Raw genomic sequence first — 16,691 nt, 5'->3', positions numbered from 1 at the left:
CCTTCAACAACGGGCAGCCCTGTCTGCACGGTGGGGCGGTCGACACACCCGGACACGACGCACCGAGCGAAGCCGGCCAGGCCCAGCAGCGCTGCCTGCACGGTGGGGCGGTCGACACACCCAGACACGACGCACCGAGCGAAGCCGGACCGCGGCCCTTCAGTCCAGCAGGTGCGGGTTGCGCACGACGAGCAGCCCCGCCTGCACGGTGGCGGGATAGTCATTGAGGTGCCCCGCGGTGTGGAGCACCGTCGTGTCGCGGCTGCCACCCTCGCTCAGGGCCTGGTCCACCTTGCGCTCCCCCTGGTTGTACGCGGCGAGCGCCAGCCGCCAGTCCTGGTAGCGCGCGTGCAGGTCCGACAGCAGCGTCGCCGCCGCCTGCGTCTCCCGCGCCACGTCGAGCCGCTCGTCCTTCGTCGCGCTCACCTCCAGCCCGTAGCGACGCGCCGTCTCCGGGATGAACATCCACACGCCCGCGCCACGCATCCCCGGAGCGAGTGAAGGCCGCCCATCCGTCTGCGGCATGTTCGTCACCGCGGACTCCACCACCGCCACCGCGAGCAGTCCCTCGGGCAGCCCCTTCGCCTTCAGCGTCGACGTCATCGCCGCGCGGTGCGTGCCCAGGTTCTCCAGCGCGCGCTTCATGAAGGCGCGGCCCTTCTCGGTGCCGATGAGCTTGTTGAGGTTCTCCACCACCTTGTCGTCCACGACGATGGACACATCCCCCTGGGGCTGACTCGTCCGGGCGAGCGCCTCCACCTCGGCGCGAGTCACCGTGCGCCCCTTCGCCGCGCCTTGCGCGAGCACGGCCACGGGGAGCAGCAACAGGGACAGCGCGGCGAGCAGCGCGGGGACGGCGTGGGTGCGACGGGGACGCGGCTGGAACAGCATGTGGATTCTCCTCTGCGTGGGATGGGACATGCCGGTGGCACCGGCGGGAACGGGCTGGGCGCCCGGGAGTCGGAGCGCCGCCTGGAGCAGGCAGCGCGCATACGCTTGGGCCTGTGCGCGTCCACTGGCGACCAGCGCCTCGTCACACGCCAATTCCTGGAGCGACGCGAGCCAGCGCGACAACACGTGCACCGCCGGATGCCAGAAGAACAACCCCGTCAACCACAGCCGCCCCAGCGCCAGGTGCGTGTCGCGCTGACGGTGGTGCTGCAGTTCGTGCAGCACGGTGAGCCGGAGCGCCTCCGGGTCCTCCAGCAGCGCCGCGGGCACCACCACCCACGCGGACGGACGCGAGCCCCAGCGGGGGAACCACGCCGAGAACGCGGGCGTCCCATCCTCGCCCAGCACCACCGCCACCCGCCGCACCGAGCGCACCCGGGGAAGCCGCTCCAGCCGTCGGAGCAATCCCTGGTGTCGCCAGAGCGCCCGCCCCAGGAAGAGCGCCACGCCCACGAGCCATGCGCCGGACAATCCCATCCACACCCCGACGGGCACGGCGGTCGCCTTCGACGCCGCGGGAGCCGCGTTGCCCACCGCGCTCGCCGTCCACACCGCCGACGGGAGCCGCTGCGCCTGCCGCGCCACGGAGCGCTCGAAGTCGAACAGCGGCCCCGCGGGAGACAGCGCCCGCGCGCCCATCACCAGGAGCGGCAGCACGAGCGCGAGCAGCAGCGCCCCTCGCCCCACCTTCAGCGCCTGCCGCGCCGACAGCGCCCACCCCAGCCGCGCGAGCACCGCCATCGCGCCCCAGGCCAGGAGCAGCGCCACCGGCAGCACCAGCGCCACCGCGAGATACAGCGACACCAGCGCGCTCATGGCTTGCCACCCTTCGCCTTGAGCAGCTTGCGGATCTGCTCCACCTCGTCGGGCGCCAGCGGCACCGCCTCCACCAGCCGCGCCACCAGCGCGGAGGGCGTCCCGTCGAACACGGTGTCCACCAGGTGGCGCAGGCTCTGCGCCTCGTACGTCTCGCGCGGCAGCGTGGCCGAGTACAGGTGCCCCCGCCCCTGCTTGCGGCTCACGACGACACCCTTCTGCTCCAGGATGCGCAGCACCGTGGACACGGACGTGTACGCCAACGCGCGCTCCGGCGGCAGCGCGGCCAGCACGTCCGCCACGCTCACCTCGCCCTGCTTCCACACGATGTGCATCAGCTCGAGCTCCACCGGCGTCAACGGCCGGGGCGCCTCGGGCTCGGGTTGTCTGGCCATGGAGGTCCTCCGTGGCCAGTAAACTACTAAGACCTTAGTTCTTAGTCAACTAAGCCCTTAGTTCGAACCGCCGCGCCGCTTCCGGGTGGCTCGCTTCACCAGGGACAGGAGCTCCCGCAGGCGCGGGTCCTCCACGGGCTCCACCAGGTCCACGGTGTGTCGCCGTATCCCCTCCTCGACGGTGAGGGTGTAGCGACGCCGGTCCGCGCCTTGTGCGCCCGCGCCGCCCACCACGCGGGGCAGCGCCTGGAAGCGCGTGTCGCGCAGCCCCTCCTCCAGCGCCCGGGCCTCCTCGGCGGGGAGCGCGTCCAGCTCCACGCTCCTCGGACGGGCGAGCCCGGGGAAGGCCCCAAGTCCGCCCTCCTGCGAGAGCGTGATGCGCGTCGACATGGCTCAGGCTCCAGCGGGCTGCGAGCCCTGGCTCCACTGCGACACCGACACCCTGTCGCGGGTGACGCGCAGTCCCACCTCCTCCCAGGCCTCCTTCACCGCCGCCTCCACCTCGCCCGGGCCGTACAGCCGCGTGGCGGCGATGACGGTGATGCGCGCGAAGTCGGAGAAGTTCGTGTCCGGCAGGATGCGCGGGTCTCGCATCGCCTCGTACCAGACGCGCCCCGCCCGCTCCCACGCCTGGCCTCCCAGCCGCAGCGCCGCCAGCACGAAGGCGCGGTTGGGGATGCCGGAGTTGATGTGCACCCCGCCGTTGTCCTCCCACGTGTTGACGTAGTCGCGCATGTGTCCGGGCTGCGGGTCCTTGCCCAGCACGTCATCGTCGAAGGCGGTGCCCGGCTCCTTCATCGAGCGCAGCGCCCTGCCCTCCACGGCCTCGCCGAGCAGCCCGTCGCCGATGAGCCAGTCGGCCTGGTCCGCCGTCTGGCCGAGCTTCCACTGCTTCACCAGCGAGCCGAAGACATCCGACATGGACTCGTTGAGCGCGCCCGCCTGCCGGAAGTACCACAGCGGCCCCTCGTCCTCCGTCACGCCGTGCGACAGCTCGTGCGCGATGATGTCCAGGCAGACGGTGAACCGGTTGAACAGCTCGCCGTCACCGTCGCCGAACACCATGCGCCGGCCGTCCCAGAAGGCGTTGTCGTAGTCGCGCCCGTAATGGACATATGCCTGCAACGGCATCCCATCCCCGTCGATGGAGTTGCGCGCCAGCACCTCCCAGAAGAAGTCATACGTGGCGCCCAGGCCGTCATAGGCCTCGTCCGCCGCGAGGTCCCCGCATGGCGCCTGCCCCTCCGAGCGCACCAGCGTCCCGGGGAAGGCCTCCTCGCCCTTCAGGTCGTAGATGCTCCGCTGCCGCTGGGACTCCACCATCATCGCCGGCACCCGTCGGAGCGACGGCGTCGCGGCGGCCAGCCGTCCCCCGGCGAAGCGCAGCGCCCGGAACGTGCTGTCCGTGGCCACCGTGCGCAGCGCCTTCACGCGCTGCTGGGGCGTGCCGTTCTCCGCGATGGAGCGCAGCAGATACGGCGGCAGGATGCAGTGGATGGAATGAACGTGTCGTCGTGCTCCGCGCGTCCTCATCGGTGTCCCCCCTCGTGGGCTTTCCAGCCGTCAAGGTAGGGACACCGCCCGGGCTCCGGAGCCCGGGTTACACGGGCTCGCACGAGGGGCCGGGGACACACGGGGCGCCACGCCGCGTGCCCGTCAGGAGGGAGTCTGGCGCACCCCTCGGCCTCCCACGGGGTGCACCCGACTCCAGCGTCACACGCCCAGCGCGTCGCGCAGCTCCGGCAGCCGCTCCGCCTTCACCGCGCCGAACACGAAGCGGTCCGGCCGCAGCACCACCACGTCCGAGCCATGGCGCGAGAACCAGTCGCCCAGCTTGCCGGTGATGTCCTCCACCGCGGGCACCTCGCCGCCGTGCTCGCCCGCCGACTGGACGGCGAGCAGCCGCCCACCCAGGGCCTCCGCCAGCCCGCGCGCCGCGGCCAGCTGCGCCGACGGAGCGTTGGCGCGGCACAGCACCGCGAAGTCGTTGCCGATGGCGTCATCCAGCAACACCTCCTGGCCGGACGGCAGCCGCACCTTGGGCTGGATGAAGTACGTGCCCTCCGCGGACTGCGCGCCCTCGCGCTTGCCGCCCAGGTAGTAGCCCTGCTCGTGCATCGGCGGCTGCTTGAACTCGAAGCCCTGGATGAAGCGCCGCACCCGGGGGATGCGCTGCAGCGCGCGCATCACCATGTCCCGGGCGCTGGCCACCCAGCGGTTGCGCGCGAGGAACAGGTGCCCCACGCGCACGCACAGCTTCTGCACCGCCTCCACGTGCGGACGACGCTCCTCCTCGTAGGTGTCCAGCAGCGACGCCGGCACCAGCCCCTGCACCACGCGTTGAATCTTCCACGCCAGGTTGGACGCGTCGCGCATGCCCGACACCAGGCCCTGGCCCATGAAGGGCGGCATGGTGTGCGCCGCGTCCCCCAGCAGGAACACGTTGCCGTCGCGCCAGCGCGCCGCGTTGAGGCAGTGGAACGTGTACACCTGCGCGCGCTCCACGTGCACCCGCGCCGGGTCGATGTAGGGCTCCAGCAGCTTCTTGATGGTCTCCGGGCGCTCCATCTCCTCGCGCGTCTCGCCCGGCATCAGCATGAACTCCCACCGGAACTGCCCCACCGCGCCCGTGGCGACGAAGGCCGGACGCTTCGGGTCGCACACGAAGCGGCACAGCTCCGGCGCGTCGCCCTCCACCTGCCCCGACACCGCCAGCCACGGCTCGCCGTACGCCCGGCCCGCCATCTTGATGTTCAGCGCCTTGCGCACCGGGCTGCGCGCCCCGTCGCACGCCAACAGGAAGCGGCCCCGCACCGTGCGCGTCTCACCCTTCTCCACCAGGCGGTAGCGCACCGTCACCCCGGCGCCGTCCTGCTCCAGGGACTCCACGCTCGCGCCCAGCTGCAGCGTCACGTGAGGGAAGCGCTCCAGCCCGCCGCGCAGCACCCCCTCCACCAGCGGCTGGTGGAAGAACCACAGCGGCGAGTAGCCGAAGCCGAAGTCCGCCGAGCTGGTGTGCACCTCCGCGAAGCGCCTGCCCGTCTCGCCCACATATTCAGCGAAATGGTTCTGCCGCATGTCCTTCTGCAGCTCGGCGCCCAGCCCCGTGGACTGGTAGATGCGCAGCCCCTCGTCGTCACAGGAGAACGCCCGCGGTTGTCCATGCGGCGCCAGGTCCTGCTCCAGCACCAGCGTGCGCACACCCAGCGAGCCCAGCAGATTGCTTGTCAGTGCTCCCACGGGACCGCAGCCGCTGATGATGACATCGACCTCCATGTCGGCCTGCTGCTTGTCACAAACCATTGCGACCCCCGTGGTTCACCAGTCTGGCTTGATTCATAACGAACGAGGTGTGACCAGGGTGTGACCGCACAGGTCGATTCGCAATGCTGTCCGCTCGTGGCGGCGAGCTGCCGTGTACTGGGAATTCGAGCCGCACCGCGTGATGAAAGCCACCCTGCCTGGGTTAATCCCTACCCGCGAGGGAGCGTCCGGTGCGACGTGTTACGTTAGGCAAGACACGCTCTTCCCTTCTTGGAACCTCGGAGGCCATGGCAGGCGACGACGCGGCAGGGACGCCAGTCTTTCATCTCGCGCTGCTCGGCGAGGCCCGCCTGCGGCATGGCGGCGCCCATCTGCCGTTGGAGCGCCGCACCGCGGCCGTGCTGACATGGCTGGCATTGGAAGGGCCGCATCCGAAGTACCGCCTCGCGGGCCTGTTGTGGGCCGAGTCGAGCGAGGCCACGGCCCGCAACAACATGCGTCAGCTGTTGCGCCGGCTGCGGCTGTCGGTGGGCGCGGAGCTGGTGCAGGGCTCGGACGTGCTGTCGCTCGTGGAGGGCGTCACCATCGACGCCGCGGAGCTGCAGGCCCACGTGCTGGCCGGACGTCACGCCCAGGCGCTCGCGCTGGAGGGCGTGCTGCTGGGCGCGCTGGAGTTCGACGACTGCCCGGAGTTCCAGGCGTGGCTGGAGAGCGCGCGGGAGCGGCTGGACAAGCTGCGCCGCCGCGCCGCGTCCGCGGAGTCGGAGGCCAAGGAGCGCGCGGGGGACCTGTCCGGCGCGCTGGTGCTGGCGGAGAAGCTGCTCGCCATGGACCCGTACTCGGAGGAGGCGTGGCGCCGGCTGATGCGGCTGCACTACATCGCCGGGGACAGGATGGCCGCGCTCAACGCCTTCGAGCGCTGCCGTCGCCTCCTGCGCGAGGAACTGGACACGCAGCCCTTGCCCCAGACGGTGGCCCTGGCGCGGGAGATAGAGCGCGGCCCCGCCACGCCCCAGCCCCCGCGCGGCGCCCCGGCGAAGCTGCCCCTGTCCGTGCTGCGCCCGCCCGTCCTGGTGGGGCGCGAGCGGGAGTGGGCGCGGATGGAGGAGGCCTGGGCCGAGGGGAAGACCATCTTCCTGAGCGGCGAGCCCGGGGTGGGCAAGACGCGGCTGGCGCACGACTTCGCCGCCTCGCGCGGCGTGCACATGGTGCTGGAGTCCCGGCCCGGCGAGACACACGTGGCCTACTCCACGCACGTGCGCCTGTTGCGGCAGATCATGGCCCGGTGTCCGGACACGACGCTGGCACCCTGGGTGCGCCGGGAGCTGTCGCGGCTGATGCCGGACATGGCCGGCACGGAGGGGCCACCGCCGCCCATGGTGGACGAGGCCGAGCGCAGCCGCTTCCTGGAGGCCAACTGCCTGGCCATCTACCAGCTGTGCGCGGGGATGGACGCCATCGTCGCGGACGACCTGCAGTACATGGACGCGGCCACCGCGGAGTTCGCGCTGCTCATGCTCTCGCGCCGGCACGACATCCCCTCGGACGGCGTCTTCCCCCGCTTCGTCGACACGTACCGCCGCGGCGAACTGACACCCATCGCCGCCGCCTGCATCCAGCAGCTCGTGGAGGCGGGGCTCGCGGTGGTCATCGAGCTGGAGCCCCTGCACTCGGAGGCCGTGGGCACGCTCCTGGGCAGCCTGGAGCTGGCGGGCGCGGAGGGGCTCGCGGACAACGTGATGCGCTACACGGGCGGCAACCCCCTGTTCATCATGGAGGCGCTGCGACACCTGCTGGAGTCCGGGGGCCTGGAGCGCGGCTGGCCCGAGCACGTGCACCCGTCCGGGCGTGGACGCGACTTGATTCAGCGCCGGCTGGAGCGGCTGTCCGCGCCCGCGCTCCAGGTGGCCCGGCTGGCCGCGCTCGCCAAGACGTCCTTCGCGCTGGAGCTGGCCAGCGAGGTGCTGGAGATGACGCCCATGTCGCTCGCCACGCACATCTCCGAGCTGGAGGCCGCGCACGTGCTGCGCGGCGAGCGCTTCACGCATGACCTGCTCTTCGACGTGGTGCGCGAGGCGATTCCCCCCTCGCTGGTGCCCCTGCTGCACCGCCGGCTGGCCAGCGCCCTGGAGCAGCGCAAGGCCGCGCCCGTCGTCGTCGCGCAGCACTGGCTGGAGGGCAAGGAGCCCCAGCGCGCCGCGCCCTTCCTCGTCGCCGCCGCCAACGCGGAGGCCTCCGCCTTCCGTCACATGGAGGCCGCGCTGCTCTACTACCGCGCCGCCACCGCGCTGGAGGAGGCGGGCGCGCTCGACGAGGCCGCCCGCGTCAGGGCCCGCGCCCGGGGCATCCCCAGCGCCTGAGGCCCGCGCTCACGCGCGGCGCCTCGGGGAGCGGGGCACCTCCCGAGACCCCGCGCGCCGCTCCGCCGCCACCTCGCGCGCCACGTCCACGAAGGCGCGCAGCGCCGGTGACACCCGCGCCCGGCTGGGGAAGTAGAGATAGAAGCCATCCACGTGGGCCGCGTAGGGCTCCAGGACGATTCGCAGCGCGCCCCGCCGCACCCGCTCCGCCACGTCCGGCTCGAAGGCATACATCAAGCCCACGCCCTGCTCGACCAACGGGAACAGGCCCTGGAAGCTCGTGGAGCTGAGCGGCCCGCGCACCGGCACCCGCCAGCTCTTCGCGCCGCGCTCCAGCTCCCACTGGTAGAGCGCCCCCGTGGTGTTGGAGCGGATGCAAAGACAGTCATGGGACAGCAAATCCCGAGGCTTCTCCGGGACGCCTTGACGCTCCAGGTACTCGGGCGCGGCGACCACCACGAAGCGATAGCCCTCCGACAGCCGCACCTGCACCATGTCGCGCTCCAGCGACTCGGACATGCGGATGCCCGCATCCAATCCCTCCACGACGATGTCCACCATCGCGTCCTCCACCCGCAGCTCCACGTCAGTGCGGGGATGGCGCTTCAGGAAGCGCTCGAGCATGGGCGGCAGCACATGGTGCACCGCGATGCTCGGCACGGTGAGCTTCACCGAGCCCGTGACCTCCCCGGGCTCCGCCGCCGCGACCTTCAACGCCGCGAGCGCCTGGTCCACCGACGGGCCCGCACCTTCCAGCAGCCTCCGGCCCGCATCGGTGAGCGCCACGCTGCGCGTGGTCCGGGTGAGCAACGCCACGCCCAGTCGCGCCTCCAACTGCCGCACGCTCTGGCTGAGCGAGGAGGCGGACACGCCCAGCTCCCGCGCCGCCACGGCGAAGCTGCGCTTGCGGGCCACCGCCAGGAAGGCATTCAAGGCATTGAGCGGGGTGAAGGCCATTCGGAAGTTTTCCTACACAGCCCCTGTGGATTCCACAGATTTCCCCCACGCACGCGCCTACGCATACTCCTGGAGAAAGAAGTCTCCCCTTCTCCCAAGGAACGACAGCCATGACCACCGTACGCGCCTACGCGGCCCAGGACGCCCGCTCCCCTCTCACCCCCTTCCAGTTCGAGCGCCGGGAGCCCGGCACCGACGACGTCGAGCTCGACATCCTCTACTGCGGCGTCTGCCACTCCGACATCCACCAGGCCCGCGACGAGTGGGGCGGCTCCATCTTCCCCATGGTCCCCGGCCACGAAATCATCGGCCGCGTCACGCGCGTCGGCGCCAACGTCACCCGCTTCAAGGCTGGCGACTCCGTGGGCGTCGGCTGCATGGTGGACTCGTGCCGCGTCTGCACGTCCTGCAAGGACGGCCTGGAGCAGTACTGCGAGAAGGGCGGCCCCACGTTCACGTACAACTCGCGCGAGCGCCAGGGCCAGCAGCCCACCTTCGGCGGCTACTCCAGCGCCCTCGTCGTGGACCAGTCCTTCGTGCTGCGCGTGCCCGACAGCCTGGACCCCGCGCGCGCCGCGCCCCTGCTCTGCGCGGGCATCACCACCTGGTCCCCGCTGCACCACTGGAACGTCCGCGCCGGCCAGCGCGTGGGCATCGTCGGCCTGGGCGGCCTGGGCCACATGGGCGTGAAGTTCGCCCGCGCCCTCGGCGCGCACGTCGTCGTCCTCAGCCACTCGGAGAACAAGCGTCAGGACGCCCTGCGCCTGGGCGCCCACGAGTTCGTCGTCTCCTCTGACGCCGCCCAGATGAAGGCGCGCGAGAACTCCTTCGACTTCATCCTCGACACCGTCTCCGCCGAGCACGACCTCAACGCGTACCTGCGCCTGTTGCGCCGCGACGGGCAGATGGTGCTCGTCGGTGTCCCGGAGAAGCCCCTGGAGCTGGGCGCCTTCACCCTCATCGGCACCCGCCGCAACCTCGCCGGCTCCATGATTGGCGGCATCCGCGAAACACAGGAAATGCTCGACTTCTGCGCCCAGCACGAAGTCGTGTCCGACGTGGAGGTGATTCCCATCCAGCAGGTGAATGACGCCTACACCCGGATTCTCCGGGGTGACGTGAAATACCGGTTCGTCATCGACATGAAGAGCCTGAAGTAAAGCCTGACGCGCCGCAGCGGTGCGCGATGGGTTCGGAATTCTCCGCTGCGGGCGTTCGCGCGGGCTCCGCTGCCTGGAAGCAGACAGTGGGTTGCCCGAGCGGACAGGTGCCTGCCTGGTCTCGGGTTCACATTCTCAATTCATGACTACGACACTTGAGCACGCCGGTTACAACAAGATGACGATGCTGTACCCCGAGGAACACGAGCTCCAGACGCCCACGCAGTCGCTGAAGGACCCTCACTCGGCCGCCAAGCTGCGGCTGCAGGCCAGCCTGTGGCTGAGCCGTGCGCAGCGCGAGCTGCATGACGCCATCTTCCTGCGCGACGGCTCCGACGAGAGCCTGGAGCGCTACTACAGCGCCCGCGCGGAGCTCGACTCCGCGGAGGCCTACGCGCTGATGGTGGCCAAGGCCCTGCTGCAGGCCGGGTGAAGCACCCGGGCGCGCGCGTGGAAGCACCGCCACGCGCGCGCCGCTTCAGCTCACGGCGCCCGATGAGCCGGTGGACACCGGGACGGGCGCGGGGGCCGGACGCTCGCTGTACGGGAAGTAGTCCTTGAGCTTCAGGAAGTGCTTCTCGAACAGGTTCCAGCTCACCAGCGCGATGCCCCACGACAGCACCGCGGCCACGACGTAGAACACCAGCTGCATCGGGAAGTCGGAGCCCGCCACCTGCTGCAGCGGCGTCTTGAGCACGGTGCGCCGCAGGATGGCGTCCAGCGGCGAGTGCACCAGGTAGATGGCGTAGCTGTACTTGCCGTACGTCAGGAGCACCCGGTTGGAGAAGACGCGGTGGAGCACGCTGCCCGGCTTCGCCGCCACCACCCGATACACCAGCACGGTGTAGAGGATGCCCACCGCGGTGTAGCCGCCCGTGCGCACCACCGTCTTGAACGCCGGGCCCATGGGCAGGGCAATCATCGCCGCCACCACGGGCAGGGCCAGCCACGGCGCCCAGCGCATCCACGGGAAGGCCGAAAGGCCCTTGCCCTCCGGGTGACGCAGCGCCAGGGACAACAGCGCGCCCAGCGCGAGCGAGTCCACGCGGCAGAACGTCACCACGTACGTGCTCTCCTCGCTGGCGCCCGCCAGCGTGAGCCCCACCCGCACCGCCACCGCCAGGGCGATGGTGCCCAGGCACAGGCGGATGGCACCTTTGTACGAGACGGCGGCGATGAGGAACGGCCAGACGATGTAGAACTGCTCCTCAATCGCCAGCGACCACACCACGCCGAGGATGGGGTGCGTCGTGTCCACCCACAGCTGGTAGAAGTTGGACAGGTAGAGCAGGTACCAGACGGCGCCGTCCGTGGTGATGCGCTCGTCCAGGTTCAGCCGCCCCGCCAGCGACGGCAGCACCAGGAACGACACCGCCAGCGCCGCGTAGTACAGCGGGAAGATGCGCAGCACGCGCCGCGCGTAGAAGTTGCGGAAGTAGTACGTCTGCCCCTTCGCCTCCCACAGGATGCCGGTGATGAGGAAGCCGGACAGGACGAAGAACAGGTCCACGCCCGTCCACCCCGCACCGGCCAACCACCACGTCGCCTTGCCCGCGACGCTCTGGTCGCTCAGGTGCGTGGTGTGGAAGAAGACGACCAGGAGGACCGCGAGTCCCCGCACGCCGTCGAGCACGGGCAGGTGCCCATGCAGGCGCGGAGCAGGCGCCGCCGACGCCGCGGCGTCAGGACGGGCGAGATGGGAAGACATGGGATTCTCATACCAACAACGTCAGTTCCCCAACAAGGTTGGCTCCCGGCCCTCGTGAGCGGGGCAGGCGGGCACCCGCGCGCGCCGGATTCGACGGGTCGGCTGAAACTCCCGCGCGTCTCGTGACACGGTGGTGGCGTGGCTCTTCTTTCCGCGGTGAAGATGGTCCTGGTGGGTGCGCCCCCATCCGACACGGAGGGTGAGCGCCGCCTGTTGCGCCGGGCCCGCACGGGGGACCCCGCCGCCTTCCGCACGCTCTTCGAGCGGCACGCCCCCGCCGTCTGGCGCTTCCTGCGCGACTTGCTCCGCGACGAGGCCGCCGCCGACGAGGCCACCCAGGAGACCTTCGTCCGCGCGCACGCGAGGCTCGGGGCGCTGCGCGACGAGGACAGGGTGGGCGCGTGGCTGCTCGGCATCGCCCGGCATGTCTATCTGGAGTCCCGCCGCACCCGGGGGGTCCACGTGGACGTGGAGGACGAGGAGCACGCCGCGCACCTGGAGGCGGTGCTGCCCACGCCGTCACCGGAGGACTTGTTGTTGGACCGGGAGCTGGAGGGGCTCCTGGCCCAGGCGCTCGGGACGCTCAACGAGGAGCGGCGCGCGGCGCTGCTCTTGCGCATCGACCATGGGCTTCCCTACGAGGAGATTGCTTCGGTGATGGGCTGGTCGCTGCAGAAGGTGAAGAACGAAATCCACCGCGCGCGCCTGCGCCTGCGCGAGCAGCTGGCCGCCCACCTCGGAGGAGGACACCCATGAGCACGTGCCGCGAGAGCGAGCTGGACGCGCTGCTGGCCGGAGAGCTTTCACCCGAGGACGCCGCGAGGGTGCGCGCGCACGCGGACGCCTGCGCCGCCTGCAAGCACGCGCTGGCGTGGCAGCGCGCCGAGCGCGGGTGGATGGCCCAGCGCGCGCGCCGCGAGCCACGCCGCCCCGCCCTGAGCTTCGAGGCGCTCGAGGCGCGCCTCCACGCCCGCGCGACGGCGCCCGTCGTGCGTGAGCCTCCGCGCGAGGGCGCGTGGCGACACTGGGGGATGATGCTGATGGCCGCCACGGCCGCCGTGGCCTTCGTGGGGCTGGTGCTGCCCCGGGGCGGCGTGAGCGGCGCTGGCGTGGACGAGCCCTGGAGCCGCGAGGTGCTCGTCACCGGAGGCGTGGAGGCATGCGAGGACGCCGCCGCCGCGCTGGAGGCCCGGGTGGGCGCGTGCCTCATCGCCTCACCCGTGCTGGCCCTGCGTCGGGACTAGGTCCGCTTCACGGCGCGGGAGGCGGGCAGATGCGCCGGGCCTCGTCCACCGCGGCCTTGGCCTGCACCAGGCCGTGACCGAACTTGATGTCCTTGCCCGCTTCGCCCAGGTCCAGCGCCGTCTTCTCCAGCACCTCGCGCACCTGGACATGGGTGAGCCTGGGACACGCGCCCAGCACCAGCGCGGCGACGCCCGCCACATGCGGCGTGGCCATGGACGTGCCCGACTGGCGCAGGTAGTCCAGGCCCGACACGTCCACCGTCACGTCCTGGCCCACCAGGCCCTTGAGCGTGTTGGCGTTGACCAGGGTGACGGACGTCGTCGGCACCCAGAAGTCCTCCGGGTCGGTGAGCGTGAAGTTGCCCGCCCCGTCCTCGCTGGTGTTGTTGCCGACGACGATGGCCTTCGCGCCGGCGCGGATGGCGTTGAGCGCCTTCTCCTTGAACAGGATGCCGCCGCCGCGGTCCACCAGCGCGACGAAGCCGTCACAGGTGGCGCCCTCGCCGCACGACGAGACGCGCTCACCCAGGCCGCAGTACACCATCCGCCCCGCGTACTTGCCCACGCCGGTGTACTCCAGCGGCTCGGAGGCGAAGCGCGTGCCGCCCACGTCCACGTCGCCGTACGGCGCGCCGCCGACGATGGTCGCGCTCAGGATGCCCACGCCCGGCGCCACCAGCGACACGAAGTCCCTTCCGTACTGGGAGAAGGGCGCCCACGCGTTGTTCGCGTCGATGGCGCCCACGGCGATGACGTTCTCGTAGCCCGCGGGGTAGGACTTCTCCTCCGTGCCCCGGTTGCCCGTCGCGGCGATGGCCACCATGCCCGCGTCGAACGCGCGCTGGAAGGCCGCCTCCTCCGTCTGCGAGGGCGCGATGGAGCCCAGCGACAGCGACGCGATGTGCGCGCCGCGCTCGATGCACCAGTCCATGGCCGCGATGACGTTGGACGTGTTGCCGTCGCCGTTGACGTCGAGCACGCGCGCCACCAGCAGCGACACGGTGGGCGCCACGCCCGCCACGCCGTTGGGCTCCTCGCCGGGCCGCACGTGCGCGCCCGCGCCCAGCTGCGCCGCGATGGTCGCCGCCGTGTGCGTGCCGTGACCGCCGCCCCACTTCAGCACGCCGCTCACGCGCCCCTGGTCCAGCGGCTCGTCGTCCCCGTCGAGGAAGTCCTTGCCCTCCAGGTACGCCGCCGCCAGCTCCGGGTGCCGGTTGTCCCAGCCGCTGTCGATGATGCACACCTTGATGCCCGTGCCCGAGGGCGCGCCGTCATCCAGCACGCCGTCGTTGTTCGCGTCCCAGACCTGGGGCGCCTGCACGCGGTGCAGCCCCGCGGTGTACTCGCCCGTGGAGCCGCTCGTGTTGGGCAGCACGCCCTGCAAGAGAGACGGGGACAGCGGGCTCGGCATCCCGAACGCGCGCACCACGCGGTCGGGCTCCACGCGCAGCACGTCGGGGTCCTGCTCGAGCGCCCGGCGGGCCTCGGGAGACACCTTCGCGGCGATGGTGTTCAGGTGGGGGAAGCGGCGGTGGACCTGGGCGCCCACGCGCCGGGCCGACTCGGTGAGCGTGTCCAGGTTGGACACGGCGCTGGCGGACACGCGGGGGCGGAAGGTGATGAGCACCGGCTCCGCGCCATCCTCGCCGGCGAGCGGGTTGAGCGACTGACGCGCGGTGCCCGGCAGCGACAGCGCCTCCGTCCCGGGGCAGACCTCCTCGGAGACCGGGGGATCCCTGTCGGGGACCTTGGTGCACGCCACCGCCCCACCGAGCAACCCGAGCCAGACCCAACGCTTCATCGTCATTCTCCTTGAACGCCCCGGCGAACGGGTAGGTACGGAGGGCACCCCGGTCCGGATTCGACGGCCGGGGTGAACGAGAGGACACCGCTTCCCGTTCCCCACGCGCAAGTTAAGCACGCCAGCCGTCCGGCTGCTCGCGGGCCTGTCAGGCGGAAAACGACAGTCTCGGGACGTGAGACACGCGGGCGTACGGCGCTGGACGGACGCGCGTGGTTTCGCCCGCCTTCTCAGGATTCGGCGCTGTCGATGCCGAAGATACGCAGCGCGTCGGAGGCGTAGGTGTCGAGTTGACGGCGGGTCTCGGCCTCGTCCCAACCGAGTCGGGGGGCCATGACCTCGGCGGCCACCTGGGCGGCGCCGCGGCCGAGGTCCCGGGTCTCGAAGGCGACCTTGAGTCGACGGATGAGCAGGTCGGAGAGCGTGTGCACCAGCTCGTGGGTGACGCCCCACACGGCCTCGGCGGCGCGGTAGGGCAGGCCGGGAGCGAGCGGGCGAGCGAGGGAGGCGTCCTCGCGGGTGAGCGCCCAGACGCGGCGCCAGCGGCTGCCGTAGGCGCGCACCAGGTGCGTGGCGGTGGCCGCGTCCCCGACGACGTCGCGCGCGGCGGCGAGCTCGGCGTTCAGGTCGGGGATGTCGCCGCCGGGCAGGGGCAGGGACTCGGTGGGGGCCTTGCGGCGGGGCTGGCCCAGGTGCTTCTCCACCGCGTCCACCACGTCGCGCGCCATGACGCGATAGGTGGTGAGCTTGCCGCCGCTGATGGCGAGCACGCCGGTGGGGCTGAGGTCGATGTGATGCTCGCGGCTGGCGCTGCCCGCGTCGGTGGTGCCGTGGTAGCCGCTGGCGGACAGGGGGCGGATGCCGGCCCAGGCGCTCACCACGTCCTCGCGGGTGAGGCGCGCCTCGGGGAAGAAGGCGTTGGCGGACTCGAGGAGGTAGGCGACGTCCGTCTCGCTCGCGCGGACCTCGGCGGGGTGCGCGCGCGTGGAGGTCTCCGTGGTGCCGATGATGGTGAAGTCGTCGGCGGGGAGGACGAACATCACGCGGCCGTCCTTGGGGGACAGGAGCGTGAGGGCGTCGTGGTTGCCCAGGCGCTTGCGAGGCACGGCGACGTGCACGCCCTTGCTGCCGCGCACGGCGTGGGCGTTGCCGTCGGGGGCATCGAGCTTGCGGATCTCATCGCTCCACGGCCCGGTGGCGTTGACGATGGCGCGCGCGCGCACGGTGAGCTGCTGCCCGGTGAGGTGGTCGACGACGATGGCGCCGCGGGCCTTGCCGTCGACGACGTCGAGGCGTTGGACGGAGGCGTGGTTGAGGACGACGGCGCCGGCCTCGGAGGCGCCGAGCGCGTTGGCCAGGGTGAGGCGGGCGTCATCGGTGGCGGCGTCGTAGTAGCGGGCGCCGCCCTTGAGGCCATCGGTGCGCAGGCCGGGCTCGGACTGGTGGAGCTGGTCGCGGTTGAGGCGCTGGTAGCCCTTCACGTTCCGGAAGAGGGAGAGGGCGTCGTAGAGCATGAGGCCCGCGTTGAGCTTCCAGCGGGGCACGCGGGCGCCGGCGTAGACGGGCCACACGAAGGCGAGCGGGCGCACCAGGTGGGGTGCGAGCTTGAGGAGGCGGCGGCGCTCGATGCTGGACTCGAAGACGAGGCCCAGGTGGCCGTGTTCGAGGTAGCGCAGGCCGCCGTGGATGAGGCGGGACGAGCGGCTGGACGTGCCGCTGGCGAAGTCCTCTCGCTCCACCAGGGCGACCTTGAGTCCGCGCAGGACGGCGTCGCGCGCGGAGCCCGCGCCGGTGACACCGCCCCCGATGATGAGCAGGTCGAACTCCTCGGTGGCGAGGGCCTTCAGCCGCTCGGAGCGAGGCTTCGTCGGCGGAATGTCCCCCTCTGCGGACAACTGGCGGAGCGCTACGGATTCAGAACGCACACGCATATTGTAATGACGGTCCGCCCTGGGTGACACGGGAATCAATGCGCCGCGTCAAGAGGGACACAGCACCCACATCCCGGGGGCGGGTGCGGTGGACAGTCTCCCTG

General features: G+C 71.4%; 14 protein-coding genes. 5 read left to right on the top strand and 9 right to left on the bottom strand.

Annotated elements, in window-relative coordinates; translation table 11 throughout:
* Positions 1-159: 159 nt before the first annotated feature.
* The 5 genes from OWM54_RS22180 to OWM54_RS22160 all read right to left on the bottom strand — a co-directional run bounded on the left by OWM54_RS22180 (position 160) and on the right by OWM54_RS22160 (position 5,465).
* Positions 160-1,767 carry a M56 and MltD domain-containing protein gene (locus OWM54_RS22180; protein ID WP_267698753.1) on the bottom strand — a complete coding sequence of 536 codons (1,608 nt, stop codon included), beginning with the start codon at positions 1,765-1,767 and terminating at the stop codon, positions 160-162.
* On the bottom strand, positions 1,764-2,162 hold the full coding sequence (locus tag OWM54_RS22175) for a BlaI/MecI/CopY family transcriptional regulator (protein ID WP_163865909.1): 399 nt from the start codon (positions 2,160-2,162) through the stop codon (positions 1,764-1,766). The genes OWM54_RS22180 and OWM54_RS22175 overlap by 4 nt, the downstream gene beginning before the upstream one ends.
* A gap of 57 nt (positions 2,163-2,219) precedes the next feature.
* A complete protein-coding gene (locus OWM54_RS22170) occupies positions 2,220-2,552 on the bottom strand; it encodes a protealysin inhibitor emfourin (RefSeq protein WP_267698752.1) in 333 nt (110 codons plus the stop codon).
* Positions 2,553-2,555: 3 nt separating this feature from the next.
* On the bottom strand, positions 2,556-3,695 hold the full coding sequence (locus tag OWM54_RS22165; RefSeq protein WP_267698751.1) for a M4 family metallopeptidase: 1,140 nt from the start codon (positions 3,693-3,695) through the stop codon (positions 2,556-2,558).
* 180 nt (positions 3,696-3,875) lie between these two features.
* A complete protein-coding gene (locus OWM54_RS22160) occupies positions 3,876-5,465 on the bottom strand; it encodes a bifunctional 3-(3-hydroxy-phenyl)propionate/3-hydroxycinnamic acid hydroxylase (protein ID WP_267698750.1) in 1,590 nt (529 codons plus the stop codon).
* 248 nt (positions 5,466-5,713) lie between these two features.
* Here OWM54_RS22160 and OWM54_RS22155 point away from each other — a divergent pair, with 248 nt between their 5' ends.
* Positions 5,714-7,786, top strand: coding sequence for a BTAD domain-containing putative transcriptional regulator (locus OWM54_RS22155; protein ID WP_223750808.1), 2,073 nt, complete (start codon positions 5,714-5,716; stop codon positions 7,784-7,786).
* 9 nt (positions 7,787-7,795) lie between these two features.
* Here OWM54_RS22155 and OWM54_RS22150 read toward each other — a convergent pair whose 3' ends face one another.
* The gene (locus OWM54_RS22150; protein WP_267698749.1) at positions 7,796-8,743 is read right to left on the bottom strand and encodes a LysR family transcriptional regulator; all 948 of its coding nucleotides are present in this window, start codon (positions 8,741-8,743) and stop codon (positions 7,796-7,798) included.
* Between the two features lie 110 nt (positions 8,744-8,853).
* On the opposite strand from OWM54_RS22150, the gene OWM54_RS22145 reads away from it, so the two are divergent.
* Together OWM54_RS22145 and OWM54_RS22140 are read left to right on the top strand one after the other, a co-directional pair.
* Positions 8,854-9,903 carry an NAD(P)-dependent alcohol dehydrogenase gene (locus tag OWM54_RS22145; RefSeq protein ID WP_267698748.1) on the top strand — a complete coding sequence of 350 codons (1,050 nt, stop codon included), beginning with the start codon at positions 8,854-8,856 and terminating at the stop codon, positions 9,901-9,903.
* A 142-nt stretch (positions 9,904-10,045) separates the two neighbouring features.
* Complete coding sequence (locus OWM54_RS22140; protein WP_141332330.1) at positions 10,046-10,336, top strand: FruA-associating protein, FapA; 291 nt, start codon at positions 10,046-10,048, stop codon at positions 10,334-10,336.
* Between the two features lie 45 nt (positions 10,337-10,381).
* Here the strand turns inward: OWM54_RS22140 and OWM54_RS22135 are convergent, their stop codons facing one another.
* Positions 10,382-11,611, bottom strand: a complete 1,230-nt coding sequence (locus tag OWM54_RS22135) for an acyltransferase family protein (protein WP_267698747.1) — start codon at positions 11,609-11,611, stop codon at positions 10,382-10,384.
* 138 nt (positions 11,612-11,749) lie between these two features.
* On the opposite strand from OWM54_RS22135, the gene OWM54_RS22130 reads away from it, so the two are divergent.
* On the top strand, positions 11,750-12,367 hold the full coding sequence (locus tag OWM54_RS22130) for an RNA polymerase sigma factor (RefSeq protein ID WP_267698746.1): 618 nt from the start codon (positions 11,750-11,752) through the stop codon (positions 12,365-12,367).
* On the top strand, positions 12,364-12,855 hold the full coding sequence (locus tag OWM54_RS22125; RefSeq protein ID WP_223750803.1) for an anti-sigma factor family protein: 492 nt from the start codon (positions 12,364-12,366) through the stop codon (positions 12,853-12,855). Before OWM54_RS22130 ends, OWM54_RS22125 begins: the two co-directional genes overlap by 4 nt.
* A 7-nt stretch (positions 12,856-12,862) precedes the next feature.
* Here the strand turns inward: OWM54_RS22125 and OWM54_RS22120 are convergent, their stop codons facing one another.
* Both OWM54_RS22120 and glpD read right to left on the bottom strand, forming a co-directional pair.
* A complete protein-coding gene (locus OWM54_RS22120) occupies positions 12,863-14,656 on the bottom strand; it encodes a S8 family serine peptidase (RefSeq protein WP_223785792.1) in 1,794 nt (597 codons plus the stop codon).
* Positions 14,657-14,886: 230 nt separating this feature from the next.
* Entirely contained in the window at positions 14,887-16,581 is a 1,695-nt protein-coding gene (gene glpD, locus OWM54_RS22115) for a glycerol-3-phosphate dehydrogenase (RefSeq protein ID WP_324289137.1), read from the bottom strand.
* Between the last annotated feature and the right edge of the window lie 110 nt (positions 16,582-16,691).

Origin of the sequence: Myxococcus sp. MISCRS1, assembly GCF_026626605.1 — a bacterium.
Lineage (GTDB): Bacteria > Myxococcota > Myxococcia > Myxococcales > Myxococcaceae > Myxococcus > Myxococcus fulvus.
The sequence above is the reverse complement of the archived record's forward strand: the minus strand, read 5'-3'. Positions and strand labels throughout refer to the sequence as shown.